We start from the raw sequence: 15,301 nt of genomic DNA on the forward strand, positions 1-15,301 counted from the left end.
GGCCATGCCGCTGGTCTGGGCTTTCAGGCGGGTGGCGATCTGCAGGCCGGCGGCGTCGTCCATGGCCGAGTTGATGCGGTAGCCGGTCGACAGGCGGGTCATCGAGGTCGACAGCGAGGACTGGGTACGGCCCAGCGAATTTTGCGCAGAAAGGGTCGCGGCGTTGGTGTGAAGGCTCAGCATGGTGAACTCCTGAATTAAGAATCTGGTGGGAGGTCGCGCTCGTCGCGCTCTCACAAGTACAAGACGACCGTTTCCGCCAGTCGATTAAGTGCCACACGGAAATCTTTTTAAACTTCGAGATGAGAACCTTGATACCGCGTCGTCCCTTGAGTCATGATGATTTACCAAATGTAAAAGGCCAGCCCTTAGAGGCTGGCCTTCGATACTGCCGCGGCGGCTAGCCGGGAAGCGAGTATTACTGCAGCAGCGACATGACCATCGAGGACATGCTGTTGGTCTGCTTGAGCATCGCGGTGCCGGCTTGCATCAGCATCTGCTTGGCGGTCATGTTCGACGATTCGGTGGCGAAGTCAACGTCCAGGATGCGGCCGGTGGCGTTCTTGGTGTTGGTGCTGACGTTGGCCAGGTTGTTGTAGACGTGATCCAGGCGGTTGGCAGCGGCGCCCAGTGCCGAGCGGACGGTGCTGACGCCTTCGATTGCGGTTTTCAGGCGATCGATATTCAAGTTAGCGTTCTCGGTGCCGGTACGATCGACGCCAGCCGTGCCACCGTGAGCAGTGTTGAACTCTGCTGCCGTGGTCGCCAGAAGTTCCTTGCCGTTCACGTTCACCCTGGTCCAGGTCGAAGCAGTACCTGCGGCGTTGACGTCGATGGCGCCGCCGTCAAACGCTCCCGTTGCGCTGTGGATTGCCTTGTGCATAGCGTTCAGTTCGGCAGTTACATTCAGGTCCATCTGTTCGGTGCTGGCCGAACCGATCTGGAACGACACGGTGGAGGCCAGCTTACCCGACGCGTTGTTGAGCAGCGCGGTGCCGCCGAAGCTGGTGTTCTTGACGATGTTGGTCAGTTCGTTCGTCAGCGACGTGTATTCGCCCTGCATTGCGGTGCGGTCATCGTCCGACGAAGAGCCGTCGGCTGCCTGGGTAGCCAGGTCCTTCATGCGGGTCAGGATGTTGGTGACTTCGTTCAGCGCGCCTTCGGCGGTCTGCAGCATCGAGATCGAATTCTGGGTATTGCGCATTGCCACGGCCATGCCGCTGGTCTGGGCTTTCAGGCGGGTGGCGATCTGCAGGCCGGCGGCGTCGTCCATGGCCGAGTTGATGCGGTAGCCGGTCGACAGGCGGGTCATCGAGGTCGACAGCGAGGACTGGGTACGGCCCAGCGAATTTTGCGCAGAAAGGGTCGCGGCGTTGGTGTGAAGGCTCAGCATGGTGAACTCCTGAATTAAGAATCTGGTGGGAGGTCGCGCTCGTCGCGCTCTCACAAGTACAAGACGACCGTTTCCGCCAGTCGATTAAGTGCCACACGGAAATTTTTTTAAAGTTCTTTTTGGCTTTTGCGAAAAGTTCATCTCGCGCGCGCTCCCCGAACGGTGCCAGCCGTTTAGCGCTATCATGTCGCCCTCGTTTCGCAACCGTATATATATAGAAGCCCCGTGACCACCGCCACTTCCCCTTACCGCAGCCGCCGTCTCTCGGTCGCCCCCATGATGGACTGGACCGACCGCCACTGCCGCGTCTTCCACCGCCACATCACCCGCCATACCTGGCTGTATACAGAAATGGTCACCACCGGCGCCCTGGTCTACGGCGACGTCGAGCGCCACCTGCGCTATGACGGGGTGGAACACCCGGTCGCCCTGCAGCTGGGCGGCAGCGACCCGGCCGACCTGGCGAAAAGCGCGAAGCTGGGCGAGCAGTGGGGCTACGACGAGATCAACCTGAACTGCGGCTGCCCGTCCGAGCGGGTGCAGAAGGGCGCCTTCGGCGCCTGCCTGATGGGAGAGCCGCAACTGGTGGCCGATTGCGTCAAGGCGATGCGCGACGCGGTCTCGATCGACGTCACGGTCAAGCACCGGATCGGCATCGACTACAACGAGGAATACGGGTTCGTGCGCGACTTCATCGGTACCATTGCCGACGCCGGTTGCAAGACCTTCATCGTTCATGCCCGCAATGCCGTGCTGAAGGGCCTGTCGCCGAAAGAGAACCGCGAGATCCCGCCGCTGCGCTACGAAGTGGCCTACCAGCTCAAGCGCGAATTCCCGGAACTGGAAATCATCATCAACGGCGGCATCAAGACCGACGAGGAGATTGCCCTGCACCTGCAGCACGTGGACGGGGTCATGCTGGGGCGCGAGGCCTACCACAACCCTTGGGTGATGGCGAACTGGGACCGCCGGTTCTACGGCGACGCCGACGCCCCGCTGAAAACCCGGGTGCAGGTACTGGAAGCCATGGTGCCTTATATTGGCGAGCAGTTGCGCCTGTACGGCCAGCACGGGCTAAAGCTGAACAGCATCACGCGGCATATGCTCGGCATCATGAGCGGCTTGCCTGGCGCGCGCGCCTTCCGCCAGTTGCTCTCCGATCCGAAGATGCTGGCGGGTGCCGATCCGGCCCTGCTGCTGCAGGCGGCGGCACGGATGCCGGTCGCGGCCTGAACCGCGCTTCTCCTCTCTCCAAAGGCGTACTCGGTACGCCTTTTTTGTTTCCTGTCGGCAAAATGACACAATTTGCCGCACAATTTGTATAGTCAGCCTAGCCAATGCTTGCCGTGCGGCAAGTCTGCACGCATAATTTCATTCGCTCCCTACAGGTTAATGAACATCAACTCTGTTGTTGAGCTGAAACAGTTCGGATGCCTGTGTCAATTTCACATTTCCGCGTGGAATTTTTGATTTATCCTGTCAGAATTCCGTAAGCATGTGACTGCTTATGACACGCGTCGCACGGCGCAAGGACCCGGGCGAATTTCGATCAATAAATACAGGGATGAACAGTAAAAATGGCTTTTTTGAATAACTTGAAGGTCGGTACCCGCCTGGCGCTCGGTTTCGCACTGGTGCTAGTGCTGCTGATCGCCGTGACCGTGGTCGGCATCCTGCGCATGGCGCAGATCCAGGACCGTCTCGACAAGGTGGTCAGCGTGAGCAATGTCTCGACCAGCCTGGTCATCGAGATGCGCAACAACGTCAGCGACCGCGTCGCCTCGCTGCGCGTCCTGACGCTGATGACCGACCCGGCCGACATGGAACCGGAAATGGTCAAGTTCAAGGAGCAGACCCGCAAGTACGAAGAAGCCCAGAAAAAACTGTCGGCGCTGTTCGCAGCCCACGCCACCGACAAGGAAAAAGCCCTGCTGGCCCAGATCAAGCAGTTCGAAGGCGAAGCCATGCCCGCCATTGCCAGGGCCTCGGAACTCTACCTGGCCAACAACGCCATGGACGCCACCCGCGTCATGATCCGCGAGGTGCGCCCGGTGCAGAAGAAGTGGACCGAAGCGCTGGACCAGCTGGCCGCCCTGGAAGAGAAGCAGAACGCCCAGAGCAAGACCGATGCCCAGGCGGAATTCGAAAACGCCCGTAACTTCATGATCATCATGCTGGTCGCCGCCGTCGCCATGGGCGTGGCGGCAGCCTGGGTGATCTCGCGCAGCCTGCGCAAGCAGCTGGGCGGCGAGCCGGCCTACACCGCCAAGATCGCCGCCAGCATCGCCCACGGCGACCTGGCCGTGGCGATCGAGACCGAAGACTCGGACCGCGGCAGCCTGCTGGTGGAAATGAAGGAAATGCGCAACAGCCTGGTCGGCATCGTCGAGCAGGTGCGCCGCGGCACCGAAACCATCGGCACCGCCTCGCGTGAAATCGCAGCCGGCAACATCGACCTGTCCTCGCGTACCGAACTGCAGGCCAGCTCACTGGAAAAGACCGCCTCGGCGATGGAAGAACTGACCTCGACCGTCAAGCAGAACGCCGACAACGCCCGTGAGGCCAATGCCCTGGCCGCGACCGCGTCGGAAGTGGCCCGCAAGGGTGGCGAAGTGGTGTCGCAAGTGGTCGGCACCATGGGCGAGATCAACAGCTCGGCCAGCAAGATCTCGGACATCATCGGCGTCATCGACGGCATCGCCTTCCAGACCAACATCCTGGCGCTGAACGCTGCGGTCGAAGCGGCACGTGCCGGCGAACAGGGCCGCGGCTTCGCGGTGGTGGCATCGGAAGTGCGTAACCTGGCGCAGCGTTCGGCGGCGGCGGCAAAGGAAATCAAGACCCTGATCGGCGACTCCGTCGAGAAGGTCGAGCGCGGCAGCAAGCTGGTCGGCCAGGCCGGCGTGACGATGGATGAAGTGGTGGCGAGCGTCAAGCGCGTGACCGACATCATGAGCGACATCGCCAACGCCAGCGCCGAGCAGAGCGCCGGCATCGAACAGGTCAACCTGTCGATCATCGAGATGGACAGCATGACCCAGCAGAACGCTGCCCTGGTGGAAGAGGCTGCTGCCGCCGCGCAGAGCCTGCAGGACCAGGCAAGCGAACTGGCCCGCGTCGTCAGCATCTTCAAGCTGAGCGAGGGCGAGCAGTACCAGGCCGAGGCGCACGCCGCCCCGGCCGCCAGCACCGCGGTCGTGGTGCGCCCGGCCGCCGCCAAGCGTCCGGCTCCGGCCCTGAAGAAGCCCGCCGTGAAGAAGCCTGCCGCATCGGCAACGGCGGCGTCGAAGCCGGCACCGGCTGCCGCGCAGGATGAAGCACCGGCCGCACCGGCTGCCAAGGCAAAGAAGGCCGCCACCGTCGCCAGCGACGAGTGGGAAGAATTCTAAGAAAGAAGAAGTGCCGGTCTGCGGGCCGGCAAGCAGGTGAGACTGCAACCTTGAACAATAACCTTATAGGGGAAACCATGAAAAACCTGACCGTGAAACTGATCGCTGCAATGACCCTCGCCACCGCCGCCGGCGCCAGCTTCGCTGCCGAAGTGCCGGCATCGTTCGACCCGAAGAAGTGCGCGGTCGAATACCCGAAGGCATCGCTGATGAACGAAGAGCAGGGCACTACCTCGGCTTCGTTCCTGGTCAACGCGGACGGTACCGTGGCCGAGTCGAAGCTGGAGAAGTCGAGCGGCTTCAAGAACCTGGACAAGGCAGCCCTGAAAGGCCTGTCGTCGTGCAAGTTCAAGCCGGGCACCAAGGATGGCGCACCGGCCCAGACCTGGACCAAGGTCGACTACGCCTGGAAGCTGGACTAATCAGGCTGTCGTCCCACCCAGAGCAGCCGGCCTCGCGCCGGCTGTTTTGTTTTCCCCCTTGGTTACATTTTCATAGCAGCATGTTTCGAGTGTAAGAACTTCTTTCATTTCTCTCCTGTGCGGTCGAGGCTGGCTATAGTGCTTCCAACACCAACCGAAAGGAGAAGTACCATGAAAGCGATTCTTGCCGCTACCGCAGCTGTCCTGATCAGTGCCGCAGCCTTCGCGCCGGTCCAGGCCCAGGCCCAGGGACGCACCGAAGTGATCGTGGTGCACAAGGCGCCGCCGCCGCCGCGCCACGAGTCGATCCCCGCCGCCCGCCGCGGCTACGAATGGGTGCCCGGCTACTGGAACTGGAACGGCCGCCGCTACGTGTGGGAACACGGCCACTACGAGCGGGTGCGTGCCGGCTACGTCTACCAGCAGCCGATGTGGCGCCAGGACCGTAACGGCTGGTACATGGACCGCGGCGGCTGGGTCCGCGACAGCCACCGCATGGCGCGGCGCGACCGTGACGGCGACGGCGTCCCGAACCGCTACGACGCCCGCCCGCACAACCCGTACCGCTATTGATCGCATCGGTTGAACACGACACCGCCTGCACCGCAGGCGGTTTTTTCATATGGAGAACTCGGGCGGCGGCGCCATGCCGGTATTGCCGAGATCGGTCGAGACGCGGTTGCGACCCTCGGCCTTGGCGCGGTAGAGAAGGGCGTCGGCCCGTTGGACCAGGGCTTCCGGATCGTCGTTGTCGCCGGCTGCGGCGTGGAAGGTGCAGGTGCCGGCACTGACGGTCACGATCCCGGGCGGATTGTCGGCATGCGCGATGCCGAGTTCCATGATGGTCAGGCGCAGGCGCTCGGCGAGGTAGCGGGCGCCGACCTGGCCGGTCGCGGGCAGGACGATCGCGAACTCCTCGCCGCCATAGCGGGCCGCCAGATCGGTCGGCCGGGCCAGGCCGCCGCGCAGCGCCGCCGCCACCTGGCGCAGGCAATCGTCGCCGGCGACGTGGCCGTAACGGTCGTTGTACGGCTTGAAGAAATCCACATCCAGCAGCACCAGCGACAGCGGCGCCCCGTTGCGCCGGGCGCGCTTGAGTTCGAGGCGCAGCGTCTCCTCGAAATGGCGGCGGTTGGCAAGGCCGGTCAGGGCGTCGCGGGTGGCCAGCACCGTCAGCTCCTGGTTGCGCTGCTGCAGGTGCTCCTCCGCGATGCGCAGCTCGGCCTCGAGCTGGTCGCGGATCATGATCTGGCGCACCAGGCGTGCGCCGACGCCGGCCAGCAGCAGCACCACCAGCACGGTAGCGCCGGACATGAAGAGGGTCGACTGGTTCCACTCGGCCAGGATCTCCTTCTTGGATTGCGCGGTCGCGACGATCAGGGGCAAGCCGCCCAGGTGGCGGTAGCTGTAAAGGCGCACGACGCCGTCGACGCGCGAGCGCAGCATCGCAGTGCCGACCGGGCCGCTCGATTTGTACATCTGGTAGACCGGGCCGGCAGCGACACTGGTGCCGATCAGCTTGTCGTTGAAGGGCCGCCGGTAGATCAGGGTGCCGTCATCGTGCGCCAGCAGCACCACGCCTTCCGTGCCGACGTCGAAGCTCTCGTACAGTTCGGCGAAGAAGGCGATCTGGACGGTGCCGAGCGCCACACCGGCAAAGCTGCCGTCGGGATTGTCGAGCCGGCGCGACACCGGCAGGATCCAGACACCGCTCGACCGGCTGCGGATCGGCTTGCCGATGTAGGTGTTGCGGCTGCGGTGGTTCAGGTGGTACTGGAAGTACTCGCGGTCGGCATTGTTGCCGGCGATCGGACGCTCGATCGACGACACCAGCCAGCTGCCGTCGGCGCCGTAGACGAACAAGCCGTGCAGCTCCTTCACCTGCAGCACCATGTTGCGCATGTGCGTGCGCAGGCGGTCCGACGACGCCGGCGACATGCCGTCATGCTCGACCCGCTCGACCACGCTCGCCAGCACCGTGTCGACGATCCGCACCGTGCTCTCGGCCTGGGCCGCCAGGGCATTGGCCATGTTCGACGTCGCGGCCGCATGCTCGGCCAGGCGGCTCTGGCGCGCGCTCCAGGCGCTCCAGGCCTGGGCCGCGACCAGCAGCACGCAGAACAGCAGCAGCACGCGGATCGCATACCTGACCGCCGGGCGCTTCTTGGCCGTCAGGCTGGTGATGGGTGTGGAAGCGGGGTGCTGTAGGGTCATCAGGGACGCCACGGACGTGACAGGGGGGGGGGGCAGAACTTCGAGGATACCCATGGCACATGGAAAAGTCGAGGCGAGCGCCCGTAAAGCAAAAAGCCCAGTCCGAAGACTGGGCTTTCGCTTGAATTCTTGGGGTGGCTGATGGGACTCGAACCCACGACAACAGGAATCACAATCCTGGACTCTACCAACTGAGCTACAGCCACCACTGTCTTGCTGCATGTCTCGCTGTTTCCGAGACAGAACAAGATTATACAAAGCGCTTCCCGAACTGGCAAGTCTAAATGTGCGCCCCTGTCGGCTTCGAGAGCGTCGCACCGATCGCAAGCTCGTGCACGGGAGGATTTTGGCCCAGCAGGCTGGCAAAGGCGGCGGACAGGGCGGTGCCGCTGGCGCTGGTGAAACCGGTCAGAGATGCCTCGCCGTCACGATCATGCAGCAGGCCCGCCGCCTCGAGCAGGCGCGTCAGCTGGCGCGCCACCGCGTCGCCGGTGTCGATCAGCGTCACTTGGGCGTCCGTATGCCGGCGGATCACCCCCTCGATCGAGGCCTGGACCAGCGGATAGTGGGTGCAGCCGAGCACCAGGGTGTCGGCGCCTTGCGCCAGCAGCGGGGCGATGTAGCGCTCCAGCATCGCATCCAGCGCCGGCGCGCCGGGTTCGCCGAACTCGATCTGGTCGGCCAGGCCCACGCAGGGCTGCAGCAGGAAGCGCGTACCGGTCGCGGCGACGATCTGGTCGCGCAGCAGCAGGAATTTTTCGCCGGCGAGCGTGCGCTCGGTGGCCAGCACGCCGACCGTGCCGTTGCGGGTGCTCGCCGCGCCAGGCTTGAGGCCGGGCTCGACGCCGACGATCGGCATGTCGGGATAGCGTTCGCGCAGGATGCGCACGGCGGCGACGGTGGCGGTGTTGCAGGCCACGACCAGGGCTTTCACGCCGCGCGCCACCAGGAAGGCGCCGATGCCGAGGACGCGCTCGATGACGACGTCTACCGGCTTGTCGCCGTAGGGGGCAAAACCGGAGTCTGCGAAATACAGGAGGTGTTCGTTCGGCAGCTGTGCCTGGATGTGGCGCAGCACCGAGAGGCCGCCGACGCCCGAGTCGAAAATGCCGATCGGGGCGTCGAGTTTGTTGGCAGGGGAGACCATATTGGCGGCGCGAGCGTCGGTTGAGCGGGTGGGTGGGGTAATTGGGGCCAGTGGCCCCAATTACGAGCCGCCCACCCTACGGAGATGCGGCGAGTTCAGGCCGTTGCGACCGGGATGCCCTTCAGCGACTCGATCTTGGCCGACCATTCCTTCGGGCCGGTGTTGTGCACCGAGGTGCCGGTGGAATCCACGGCCACGGTGACCGGCATGTCGGTCACTTCGAACTCGTAGATCGCTTCCATGCCCAGGTCCTCGAAACCGACGACCTTGGCCGACTTGATCGCCTTCGAGACCAGGTAAGCCGAGCCGCCGACCGCCATCAGGTAGGCCGACTTGTGCTTCTGGATCGCTTCGATCGCTTGCGGCCCGCGCTCGGCCTTGCCGATCATCGAGATCAGGCCGGTCTTGTCCAGCATCATCTCGGTGAACTTGTCCATGCGGGTCGCGGTGGTCGGGCCTGCCGGGCCGACGACTTCATCGCGCACCGGATCGACCGGGCCGACGTAGTAGATGACGCGGTTGGTGAAGTCCACCGGCAGCGGCTCGCCCTTGGCCAGCATGTCCTGGATGCGCTTGTGCGCGGCGTCGCGGCCGGTCAGCATCTTGCCGTTCAGCAGCAGGGTCTGGCCCGGCTTCCACGACGCCACTTCCTCCTTGGTGAGGGTGTTCAGGTCGACGCGCTTCGATTTTTCGGTGTCCGGGGTCCACTGCACGTCCGGCCAGGTGGAGAGCGCCGGCGGTTCGATGTAGGCCGGGCCCGAGCCGTCCAGCACGAAGTGGGCGTGGCGGGTGGCGGCGCAGTTCGGGATCATCGCCACCGGCTTGGAAGCCGCATGGGTCGGGTACATGTTGATCTTCACGTCCAGCACGGTGGTCAGGCCGCCCAGGCCCTGGGCGCCGATGCCCAGCGCGTTGATCTTGTCGCACAGTTCGATACGCAGCTCTTCCAGCTTGTTTTGCGGGCCGCGCTGCTTGAGCTCGTACATGTCGATGTCTTCCATCAGCGACTCTTTCGCCATCAGCATCGCCTTCTCGGCGGTGCCGCCGATGCCGATGCCCAGCATGCCCGGCGGGCACCAGCCGGCGCCCATCAGCGGCACGGTCTTGAGGACCCAGTCGACCAGCGAGTCGGAGGGGTTCAGCATGACGAACTTGGTCTTGTTCTCCGAGCCGCCGCCCTTGGCAGCGAGCTTCACGTCAACAGTGTCGCCCTCGACCAGTTCCATGTGGACCACGGCCGGGGTGTTGTCCTTGGTGTTCTTGCGCTCGAAGTGCGGGTCGGCCACGATCGATGCGCGCAGCTTGTTGTCTGCGAAGCCGTAGGCGCGGCGCACGCCTTCGTTGACGGCGTCGGTCACGGAACCGGTGAAGCCTTCGAAGCGCACGTTCATGCCGATCTTCAGGAACACGTTGACGATGCCGGTGTCCTGGCAGATCGGGCGCTTGCCTTCGGCGCACATGCGCGAGTTGGTCAGGATCTGCGCGATCGCATCCTTCGCGGCCGGGCTTTGCTCGGTCTCATACGCGCGCGCCAGGTGCTGGATATAGTCGGCCGGGTGGTAGTAGCTGATGTACTGGAGGGCTGCCGCGACCGATTCGATGAGGTCGCTCTGGGTGATAACGGTTGCCATGGAAGTTCTCGATCAGGAGGGATGAATGTTTCGCTCAGTGCTTGGTATGCGTGGTCATGACGATGCGGTCGGTATAGGCAATGGCCATGGCCGACAGCAGGAAAGCAATGTGGATGATGGTCTGGTACATCATCGTGTCGGTGCTGTAGTTCGCCGCGTTGATGAAGGTCTTCAGCAGGTGGATCGACGAGATGCCGATGATCGCCATCGCCAGCTTGGTTTTGAGTACCGAGGCGTTCACGTGGGACAGCCATTCGGGCTGGTCCGGGTGGCCTTCGAGGTGCATGCGCGACACGAAGGTTTCGTAGCCGCCGACGATCACCATGATCAATAGATTCGAGATCATGACCACGTCGATCAGGCCGAGCACCACCAGCATGATCGTGGTTTCGGTCAGCTTGGTCGGACGCGTGGCGCCCGGTACGGTGACGACGTCCAGGATATGGGCAAGCGAAGCGGCATTGCCCATCGCCGCGCCGATCAGGTCCTTGAGTTCGACCCAGAAGTGGAACACGTACACGCACTGCGCCAGGATCAGGCCGAGGTACAGCGGCAGCTGCAGCCAGCGGCTGGCGAAGATCAGGTTGTTAAGCGGACTGAGCTTTTTTGCTTCGTTTGGAGGAATTAACTGCGCCATCGGGATGTAGGTTCCTTGATGCTGGACAAATACAGCCGAGCATTCTACACCCGCCAGCACGCCTTTGCGGGTTCCTTCGCGGGTTTGCGATGTCGTTGGTAGAATGGCACTCCAGCAGCGGGCGCGATGTGGTGGTTCATGTAAGGGCTCAGTAAGCCAGCGCGCCTAAGGTGTCCGGTAAAACTTACTACGATGGAGACTAGCATGGCCGAGAACGAGACCCAGCAAGAAGAATTTACCCTGCAGGAAAGCCGCGTGTTCCCACCTCCGGCCGAGTTCGCGGGCAAGGCCGCGATCTCCGGCATGGAAGCCTACGAAAAGCTGTGCGCCGAGGCCGCCAGCGACTACGAAGGTTTCTGGGCGCGCCTCGCGCGTGAGAACATCGACTGGCAGAAACCATTTACCAGCACCCTCGACGAATCGAATGCGCCGTTCTACAAGTGGTTTGCCGACGGCCAGCTGAACGCGTCGTACAACTGCCTCGACCGCAATCTGACCAACGGCAACGCCGATAAAACCGCCATCATCTTCGAGGCGGACGACGGCGCCAGCACCCGCGTCAGCTACCGCGAGCTGCATGAGCGCGTCTGCAAGTTCGCCAACGGCCTGAAGAGCCGCGGCATCAAGAAGGGCGACCGCGTCATCATCTACATGTCGATGTCGATCGAAGGCGTCACCGCCATGCAGGCTTGCGCCCGCATCGGCGCCACCCACTCAGTGGTCTTCGGCGGCTTCTCGGCGAAATCGCTGCAGGAACGCATCATCGACGCCGGCGCCGTGGCCGTCATCACTGCCGACGAGCAGCAGCGCGGCGGCAAGTCGCTGCCGCTGAAGTCCATTGTCGACGAGGCGCTGGCGATGGGCGGCTGCGACAGCATCCGCGACGTCATCGTCTACAAGCGTACCGGCGGCAACATCAATTTCCAGCAAGGCCGCGACCTCTGGCTGCACGAGCTGGTCGACAACCAATCAAGCGAGTGCGAGCCGGAATGGGTGGATGCGGAGCACCCGCTGTTCATCCTCTACACCTCCGGCTCGACCGGCACCCCGAAGGGCGTCCAGCACTCGACCGGCGGCTTCCTGCTGTGGGCCGCGCTGACGATGAAGTGGACCTTCGACATCAAGCCGGACGACGTCTACTGGTGCACGGCCGACATCGGCTGGGTCACCGGCCACAGCTACATCGCCTACGGCCCGCTCGCTGTGGGCGCCACCCAGATCGTGTTCGAGGGCGTGCCTACCTATCCGCACGCCGGCCGCTTCTGGGAAACCATCGCCAAGCACAAGGTCTCGATCTTCTACACCGCGCCAACCGCGATCCGCTCGCTCATCAAGGCCTCGGACGTGGACGAAAAGGTGCACCCGAAGAACTTCGACCTGTCGAGCCTGCGCCTGCTGGGTTCGGTCGGCGAGCCGATCAATCCGGAAGCCTGGATGTGGTACTACAAGAACGTCGGCCAGGAACGCTGCCCGATCGTCGACACCTTCTGGCAAACCGAGACCGGCGGCCACATGATCACTCCGCTGCCGGGCGCCACCCCGCTGGTGCCGGGCTCGTGCACGCTGCCGCTGCCGGGCATCATGACCGCCATCGTGGACGAGGCCGGCGCCGACGTGCCGAACGGGCAGGGCGGCATCCTGGTCGTGAAACGTCCGTGGCCGTCGATGATCCGCACCATCTGGAATAACCCGGACCGCTTCCGCACTAGCTACTTCCCAGAAGAACTGGGCGGCCGCTACTACCTGGCCGGCGACGGCGCGGTGCGCAACAAGGACACCGGTTACTTCACCATCACGGGTCGCATCGACGACGTGCTGAACGTCTCGGGCCACCGCATGGGCACGATGGAAATCGAATCGGCCCTGGTGGGGCACCCGCTGGTCGCGGAAGCGGCGGTCGTGGGCAAGCCGGACGAAACCACTGGCGAATCGATCTGCGCCTTCGTGGTGCTGAAGCAGGCCCGTCCGAGCGGCGAGGATGCCAAGAAGCTGGCAGCCGAGCTGCGCAACTGGGTGGCGAAGGAGATCGGCCCGATCGCCAAGCCGAAGGAAATCCGCTTCGGCGACAACCTGCCGAAGACCCGCTCCGGCAAGATCATGCGCCGCCTGCTGCGCGTGCTGGCCAAGGGCGAGAACATCACCCAGGACGTGTCGACCTTGGAAAACCCGGCGATCCTGGAGCAGCTGAAGGAAACGGCCTGATGGCTGAGTCGCCCGTCTGAGCCGGCGGGCGCCTGAAGGTCTCGAGCAGCGCCGCCCTGTTGCGACAGGGCGGCGTTGTTTTATGTGCCGTCCGGCTCGCCGCCGAAGGCTCTCATCAGGGCTTCGCGATCGCGGGCTTGCTTGTCGGGAACCACGGCGGCGCGGCCGCGGCGGCCGGTGAACTCTTCCTCGATGTTGTCGCGGTAATAGCTCCAGGCAGAACTGGAACTCGACAGCTTGCGCCAGACGTCAAGACCGACGGCGTCGTAGTCGATGGCGCTGCCGTCGTCGAATTCCACGTGCAGCCTGCGTTCGCGTGCGTCATAGCCGATCGCGCGCAGCTTGCCGGCGTTGATTTTCTTCATTTCCATGATGCTCTCCTGTCCGCGCCTCTATCAGGAAGACGATAGCACGAAGGTATTGCCGTCCGGGTCCTGGAACTTCGCGAACGAGCCCCACGGCTGCACGGTGGGCGGCTCGACGAAGTCGACGCCGCGCCCGCGCAGCTGGCGATAGGTCGCTTCCACATTGTCGCAGGCAAAGGCGCCGTTGAAGAAGCTGCCGATGCGGTCTTCCTGGCCGTCCATCGTGAACAGCACGACGCGCGTGCCGGACGAGGCGATGCGCAGCTCGATCCAGCGCTTGCCCGGGCCCATCGGCTGGTCGGTCGACATCTCGAAGCCGAGTTTCTCGGTGTAGAAGGCGAGGGCGCGGTCCTGGTCCGAGACGGGGATGCTGACGAATTTCAGTCGGGTGATCATGGTGCTTCGTTCTAGTTGTGGTTGTCGTGGCGAGCATTATCGTGGCAGACTCGCGGCTGAGTGCGCGTTTGATTACTATAGTATTCATGACTACCCGACAGTCTTCGCTGGATGCCTACGTGTTCGAGGTCCTGATGCCGGATCTGGTTGGACATGACCGACGGCCGGCGGCCTTTGTCGTGTATCTTTATCTGCTTCACAGTGCAGAGGCGCTCGGGCGGGACCAGGTGCCGGCGAGCCTGCAGGCGATAGCGGTCAAGACGGGCTTGTCGAAGTCGGCGGTGCAGGTGGCGCTGCGGCACCTCAAGCGGCGCGGGCTGGTGGGAGAGGACGAGGTCGGCACGCAGCTGAACCCGGTGCGGCAAGTGCTGCGACCGTGGCGCCGGCGCTGGCCGGTTGAGGCTGCGGCATGACAGATGACGGAACAGTCTTGTACAGTAGAGAAACCTTGTTATAATAGGCGGCTTCGTGGACACACGAAACCCCATCAGGAGAGATGGATGAGTGGTTTAAGTCGCACGCCTGGAAAGCGTGTATAGGTTCATAGCCTATCGGGGGTTCGAATCCCCCTCTCTCCGCCAAGCATTTATAAGGGCCGCTTTCGAGCGGCCCTTTGCATTTGCGCTATAGATTTGATGTGCGCTATTCAAATCGATGCTATCTTGCTTGTTCAATATATTTTGAGCAAGCGATATGGATTTTGTGGAATGGATGAAATCGGCAGGGCTCTCCGAGAAATCTGCTAATAGCTACCGAGGTGCGATCAAAGGACGTTTGACCACCTGGGCCCGCACTCACGGACTCACGACCAAGCCGATTGCAGAGATCCCTGATCTGTCGGAGTTCGTTGCCCTTTCTGAGCAGTTAAGGAAGACCCCTGAGTTCCTTGATCGGAATGAGACCGGTAACGGGATGTACGCTGCTGCGCTCAGCAACTATCAAAAATACCTGGAGGCTATTGGCTCGCTTCGTAAAGAGAAGCAGGCTGAGTATGGACCGCATCGAAAGCAGGTAACAAAAATCGAGTCCGCGTTAAGTGAGCCGTTTGATCCGAAAAATCAGGAGGACGCACGCGCACGAGTGTTGCGAGAAATCGTACAGCGACGAGGGCAGCAGAAGTTCAGGAAGACCCTGATTGCCGCCTATGGTGGGCACTGTGCGATTACTGGCTGTGCCGTTACACCCCTCCTCGAGGCCGCACACATTACGCCATACCTGGGACCGGAAACGAACTCCGTGACGAATGGGCTGCTGCTGCGCGCTGACATTCACACTCTGTGGGACTTGGGGCTGATTGCAGTAGATCCGAAGACCCGAACAGTTTGGGTGAGCCCCGAAATCAAAGACCCGACATACCGAGTCCTAACCGGAGCTCCTCTAATGCTTCCGCTGGATTTGGCTCAATGGCCGTCAGGCGCAGCGCTGGCACAACAATGGGATCTCGCGCACACCAAACTCGCCGAGGTTAGTTAGAACGCCGAGAAGCGTATCTACGAACGGTCGAC

14 protein-coding genes, 2 tRNA genes and 1 pseudogene are annotated in these 15,301 nt (G+C 63.0%); 8 read left to right on the plus strand and 9 right to left on the minus strand.

What is annotated here, in order from left to right:
* Both MA09_RS00525 and MA09_RS00530 read right to left on the minus strand, forming a co-directional pair.
* Nucleotides 1–183, minus strand: a pseudogene (locus MA09_RS00525) (Lateral flagellin); the annotation flags it as partial.
* 235 nt (nucleotides 184–418) lie between these two features.
* The gene (locus MA09_RS00530; protein WP_036244361.1) at nucleotides 419–1,393 is read right to left on the minus strand and encodes a flagellin; all 975 of its coding nucleotides are present in this window, start codon (nucleotides 1,391–1,393) and stop codon (nucleotides 419–421) included.
* Between the two features lie 276 nt (nucleotides 1,394–1,669).
* Here MA09_RS00530 and dusA point away from each other — a divergent pair, with 276 nt between their 5' ends.
* The 4 genes from dusA (at nucleotide 1,670) to MA09_RS00550 (ending at nucleotide 5,777) form a co-directional block, all read left to right on the plus strand.
* Nucleotides 1,670–2,626, plus strand: coding sequence for a tRNA dihydrouridine(20/20a) synthase DusA (gene dusA / locus MA09_RS00535; protein ID WP_081897338.1), 957 nt, complete (start codon nucleotides 1,670–1,672; stop codon nucleotides 2,624–2,626).
* A gap of 344 nt (nucleotides 2,627–2,970) precedes the next feature.
* Nucleotides 2,971–4,782, plus strand: coding sequence for a methyl-accepting chemotaxis protein (locus MA09_RS00540; protein ID WP_229440504.1), 1,812 nt, complete (start codon nucleotides 2,971–2,973; stop codon nucleotides 4,780–4,782).
* A gap of 77 nt (nucleotides 4,783–4,859) precedes the next feature.
* Nucleotides 4,860–5,204 carry an energy transducer TonB gene (locus MA09_RS00545; protein ID WP_036244366.1) on the plus strand — a complete coding sequence of 115 codons (345 nt, stop codon included), beginning with the start codon at nucleotides 4,860–4,862 and terminating at the stop codon, nucleotides 5,202–5,204.
* Nucleotides 5,205–5,375: 171 nt separating this feature from the next.
* Nucleotides 5,376–5,777 (plus strand): YXWGXW repeat-containing protein, encoded by a 402-nt coding sequence (locus tag MA09_RS00550; protein WP_036244367.1) that lies wholly within the window; start codon nucleotides 5,376–5,378, stop codon nucleotides 5,775–5,777.
* Nucleotides 5,778–5,822: 45 nt separating this feature from the next.
* Here the strand turns inward: MA09_RS00550 and MA09_RS00555 are convergent, their stop codons facing one another.
* The 5 genes from MA09_RS00555 to MA09_RS00575 all read right to left on the minus strand — a co-directional run bounded on the left by MA09_RS00555 (nucleotide 5,823) and on the right by MA09_RS00575 (nucleotide 10,833).
* Nucleotides 5,823–7,418 (minus strand): sensor domain-containing diguanylate cyclase, encoded by a 1,596-nt coding sequence (locus MA09_RS00555; protein WP_051933054.1) that lies wholly within the window; start codon nucleotides 7,416–7,418, stop codon nucleotides 5,823–5,825.
* 130 nt (nucleotides 7,419–7,548) lie between these two features.
* A tRNA-His gene (locus tag MA09_RS00560) sits at nucleotides 7,549–7,624 on the minus strand.
* A 74-nt stretch (nucleotides 7,625–7,698) separates the two neighbouring features.
* Complete coding sequence (gene murI / locus MA09_RS00565) at nucleotides 7,699–8,565, minus strand: glutamate racemase (RefSeq protein WP_036244368.1); 867 nt, start codon at nucleotides 8,563–8,565, stop codon at nucleotides 7,699–7,701.
* A 95-nt stretch (nucleotides 8,566–8,660) separates the two neighbouring features.
* On the minus strand, nucleotides 8,661–10,196 hold the full coding sequence (locus MA09_RS00570) for a fumarate hydratase (RefSeq protein WP_036244370.1): 1,536 nt from the start codon (nucleotides 10,194–10,196) through the stop codon (nucleotides 8,661–8,663).
* Between the two features lie 34 nt (nucleotides 10,197–10,230).
* The gene (locus MA09_RS00575) at nucleotides 10,231–10,833 is read right to left on the minus strand and encodes a TIGR00645 family protein (protein WP_036244371.1); all 603 of its coding nucleotides are present in this window, start codon (nucleotides 10,831–10,833) and stop codon (nucleotides 10,231–10,233) included.
* 204 nt (nucleotides 10,834–11,037) lie between these two features.
* Here MA09_RS00575 and acs point away from each other — a divergent pair, with 204 nt between their 5' ends.
* Entirely contained in the window at nucleotides 11,038–13,035 is a 1,998-nt protein-coding gene (gene acs, locus MA09_RS00580; protein WP_036244372.1) for an acetate--CoA ligase, read from the plus strand.
* An 80-nt stretch (nucleotides 13,036–13,115) separates the two neighbouring features.
* Here the strand turns inward: acs and MA09_RS00585 are convergent, their stop codons facing one another.
* Both MA09_RS00585 and MA09_RS00590 read right to left on the minus strand, forming a co-directional pair.
* Entirely contained in the window at nucleotides 13,116–13,406 is a 291-nt protein-coding gene (locus MA09_RS00585; RefSeq protein WP_036244375.1) for a KTSC domain-containing protein, read from the minus strand.
* Between the two features lie 24 nt (nucleotides 13,407–13,430).
* Nucleotides 13,431–13,796, minus strand: coding sequence for a VOC family protein (locus MA09_RS00590; RefSeq protein ID WP_036244377.1), 366 nt, complete (start codon nucleotides 13,794–13,796; stop codon nucleotides 13,431–13,433).
* Between the two features lie 86 nt (nucleotides 13,797–13,882).
* Between MA09_RS00590 and MA09_RS00595 the strand changes: the two genes are divergently transcribed.
* From MA09_RS00595 to MA09_RS23510, 3 genes are all read left to right on the plus strand, one after another.
* Nucleotides 13,883–14,209: a helix-turn-helix domain-containing protein gene (locus MA09_RS00595; protein ID WP_152594507.1), complete on the plus strand. Its 327-nt coding sequence runs from the start codon at nucleotides 13,883–13,885 to the stop codon at nucleotides 14,207–14,209.
* Nucleotides 14,210–14,286: 77 nt separating this feature from the next.
* A tRNA-Ser gene (locus MA09_RS00600) sits at nucleotides 14,287–14,377 on the plus strand.
* Between the two features lie 112 nt (nucleotides 14,378–14,489).
* Entirely contained in the window at nucleotides 14,490–15,269 is a 780-nt protein-coding gene (locus MA09_RS23510) for an HNH endonuclease (RefSeq protein ID WP_051933056.1), read from the plus strand.
* Nucleotides 15,270–15,301 lie beyond the last annotated feature (32 nt).

The organism is Massilia sp. BSC265, from assembly GCF_000740675.1.
In the GTDB taxonomy this organism is placed as follows: domain Bacteria; phylum Pseudomonadota; class Gammaproteobacteria; order Burkholderiales; family Burkholderiaceae_D; genus Telluria.

Coding starts and splice junctions, on each gene's coding strand:
- MA09_RS00530 (WP_036244361.1), bottom strand. CDS start 1,393: ATGCTGAGCCTTCACACCAACGCCGCGACCCTTTCTGCGCAAAATTCG.
- dusA (WP_081897338.1), top strand. CDS start 1,670: ATGATGGACTGGACCGACCGCCACTGCCGCGTCTTCCACCGCCACATC.
- MA09_RS00540 (WP_229440504.1), top strand. CDS start 2,971: ATGGCTTTTTTGAATAACTTGAAGGTCGGTACCCGCCTGGCGCTCGGT.
- MA09_RS00545 (WP_036244366.1), top strand. CDS start 4,860: ATGAAAAACCTGACCGTGAAACTGATCGCTGCAATGACCCTCGCCACC.
- MA09_RS00550 (WP_036244367.1), top strand. CDS start 5,376: ATGAAAGCGATTCTTGCCGCTACCGCAGCTGTCCTGATCAGTGCCGCA.
- MA09_RS00555 (WP_051933054.1), bottom strand. CDS start 7,418: ATGACCCTACAGCACCCCGCTTCCACACCCATCACCAGCCTGACGGCC.
- murI (WP_036244368.1), bottom strand. CDS start 8,565: ATGGTCTCCCCTGCCAACAAACTCGACGCCCCGATCGGCATTTTCGAC.
- MA09_RS00570 (WP_036244370.1), bottom strand. CDS start 10,196: ATGGCAACCGTTATCACCCAGAGCGACCTCATCGAATCGGTCGCGGCA.
- MA09_RS00575 (WP_036244371.1), bottom strand. CDS start 10,833: ATGGCGCAGTTAATTCCTCCAAACGAAGCAAAAAAGCTCAGTCCGCTT.
- acs (WP_036244372.1), top strand. CDS start 11,038: ATGGCCGAGAACGAGACCCAGCAAGAAGAATTTACCCTGCAGGAAAGC.
- MA09_RS00585 (WP_036244375.1), bottom strand. CDS start 13,406: ATGGAAATGAAGAAAATCAACGCCGGCAAGCTGCGCGCGATCGGCTAT.
- MA09_RS00590 (WP_036244377.1), bottom strand. CDS start 13,796: ATGATCACCCGACTGAAATTCGTCAGCATCCCCGTCTCGGACCAGGAC.
- MA09_RS00595 (WP_152594507.1), top strand. CDS start 13,883: ATGACTACCCGACAGTCTTCGCTGGATGCCTACGTGTTCGAGGTCCTG.
- MA09_RS23510 (WP_051933056.1), top strand. CDS start 14,490: ATGGATTTTGTGGAATGGATGAAATCGGCAGGGCTCTCCGAGAAATCT.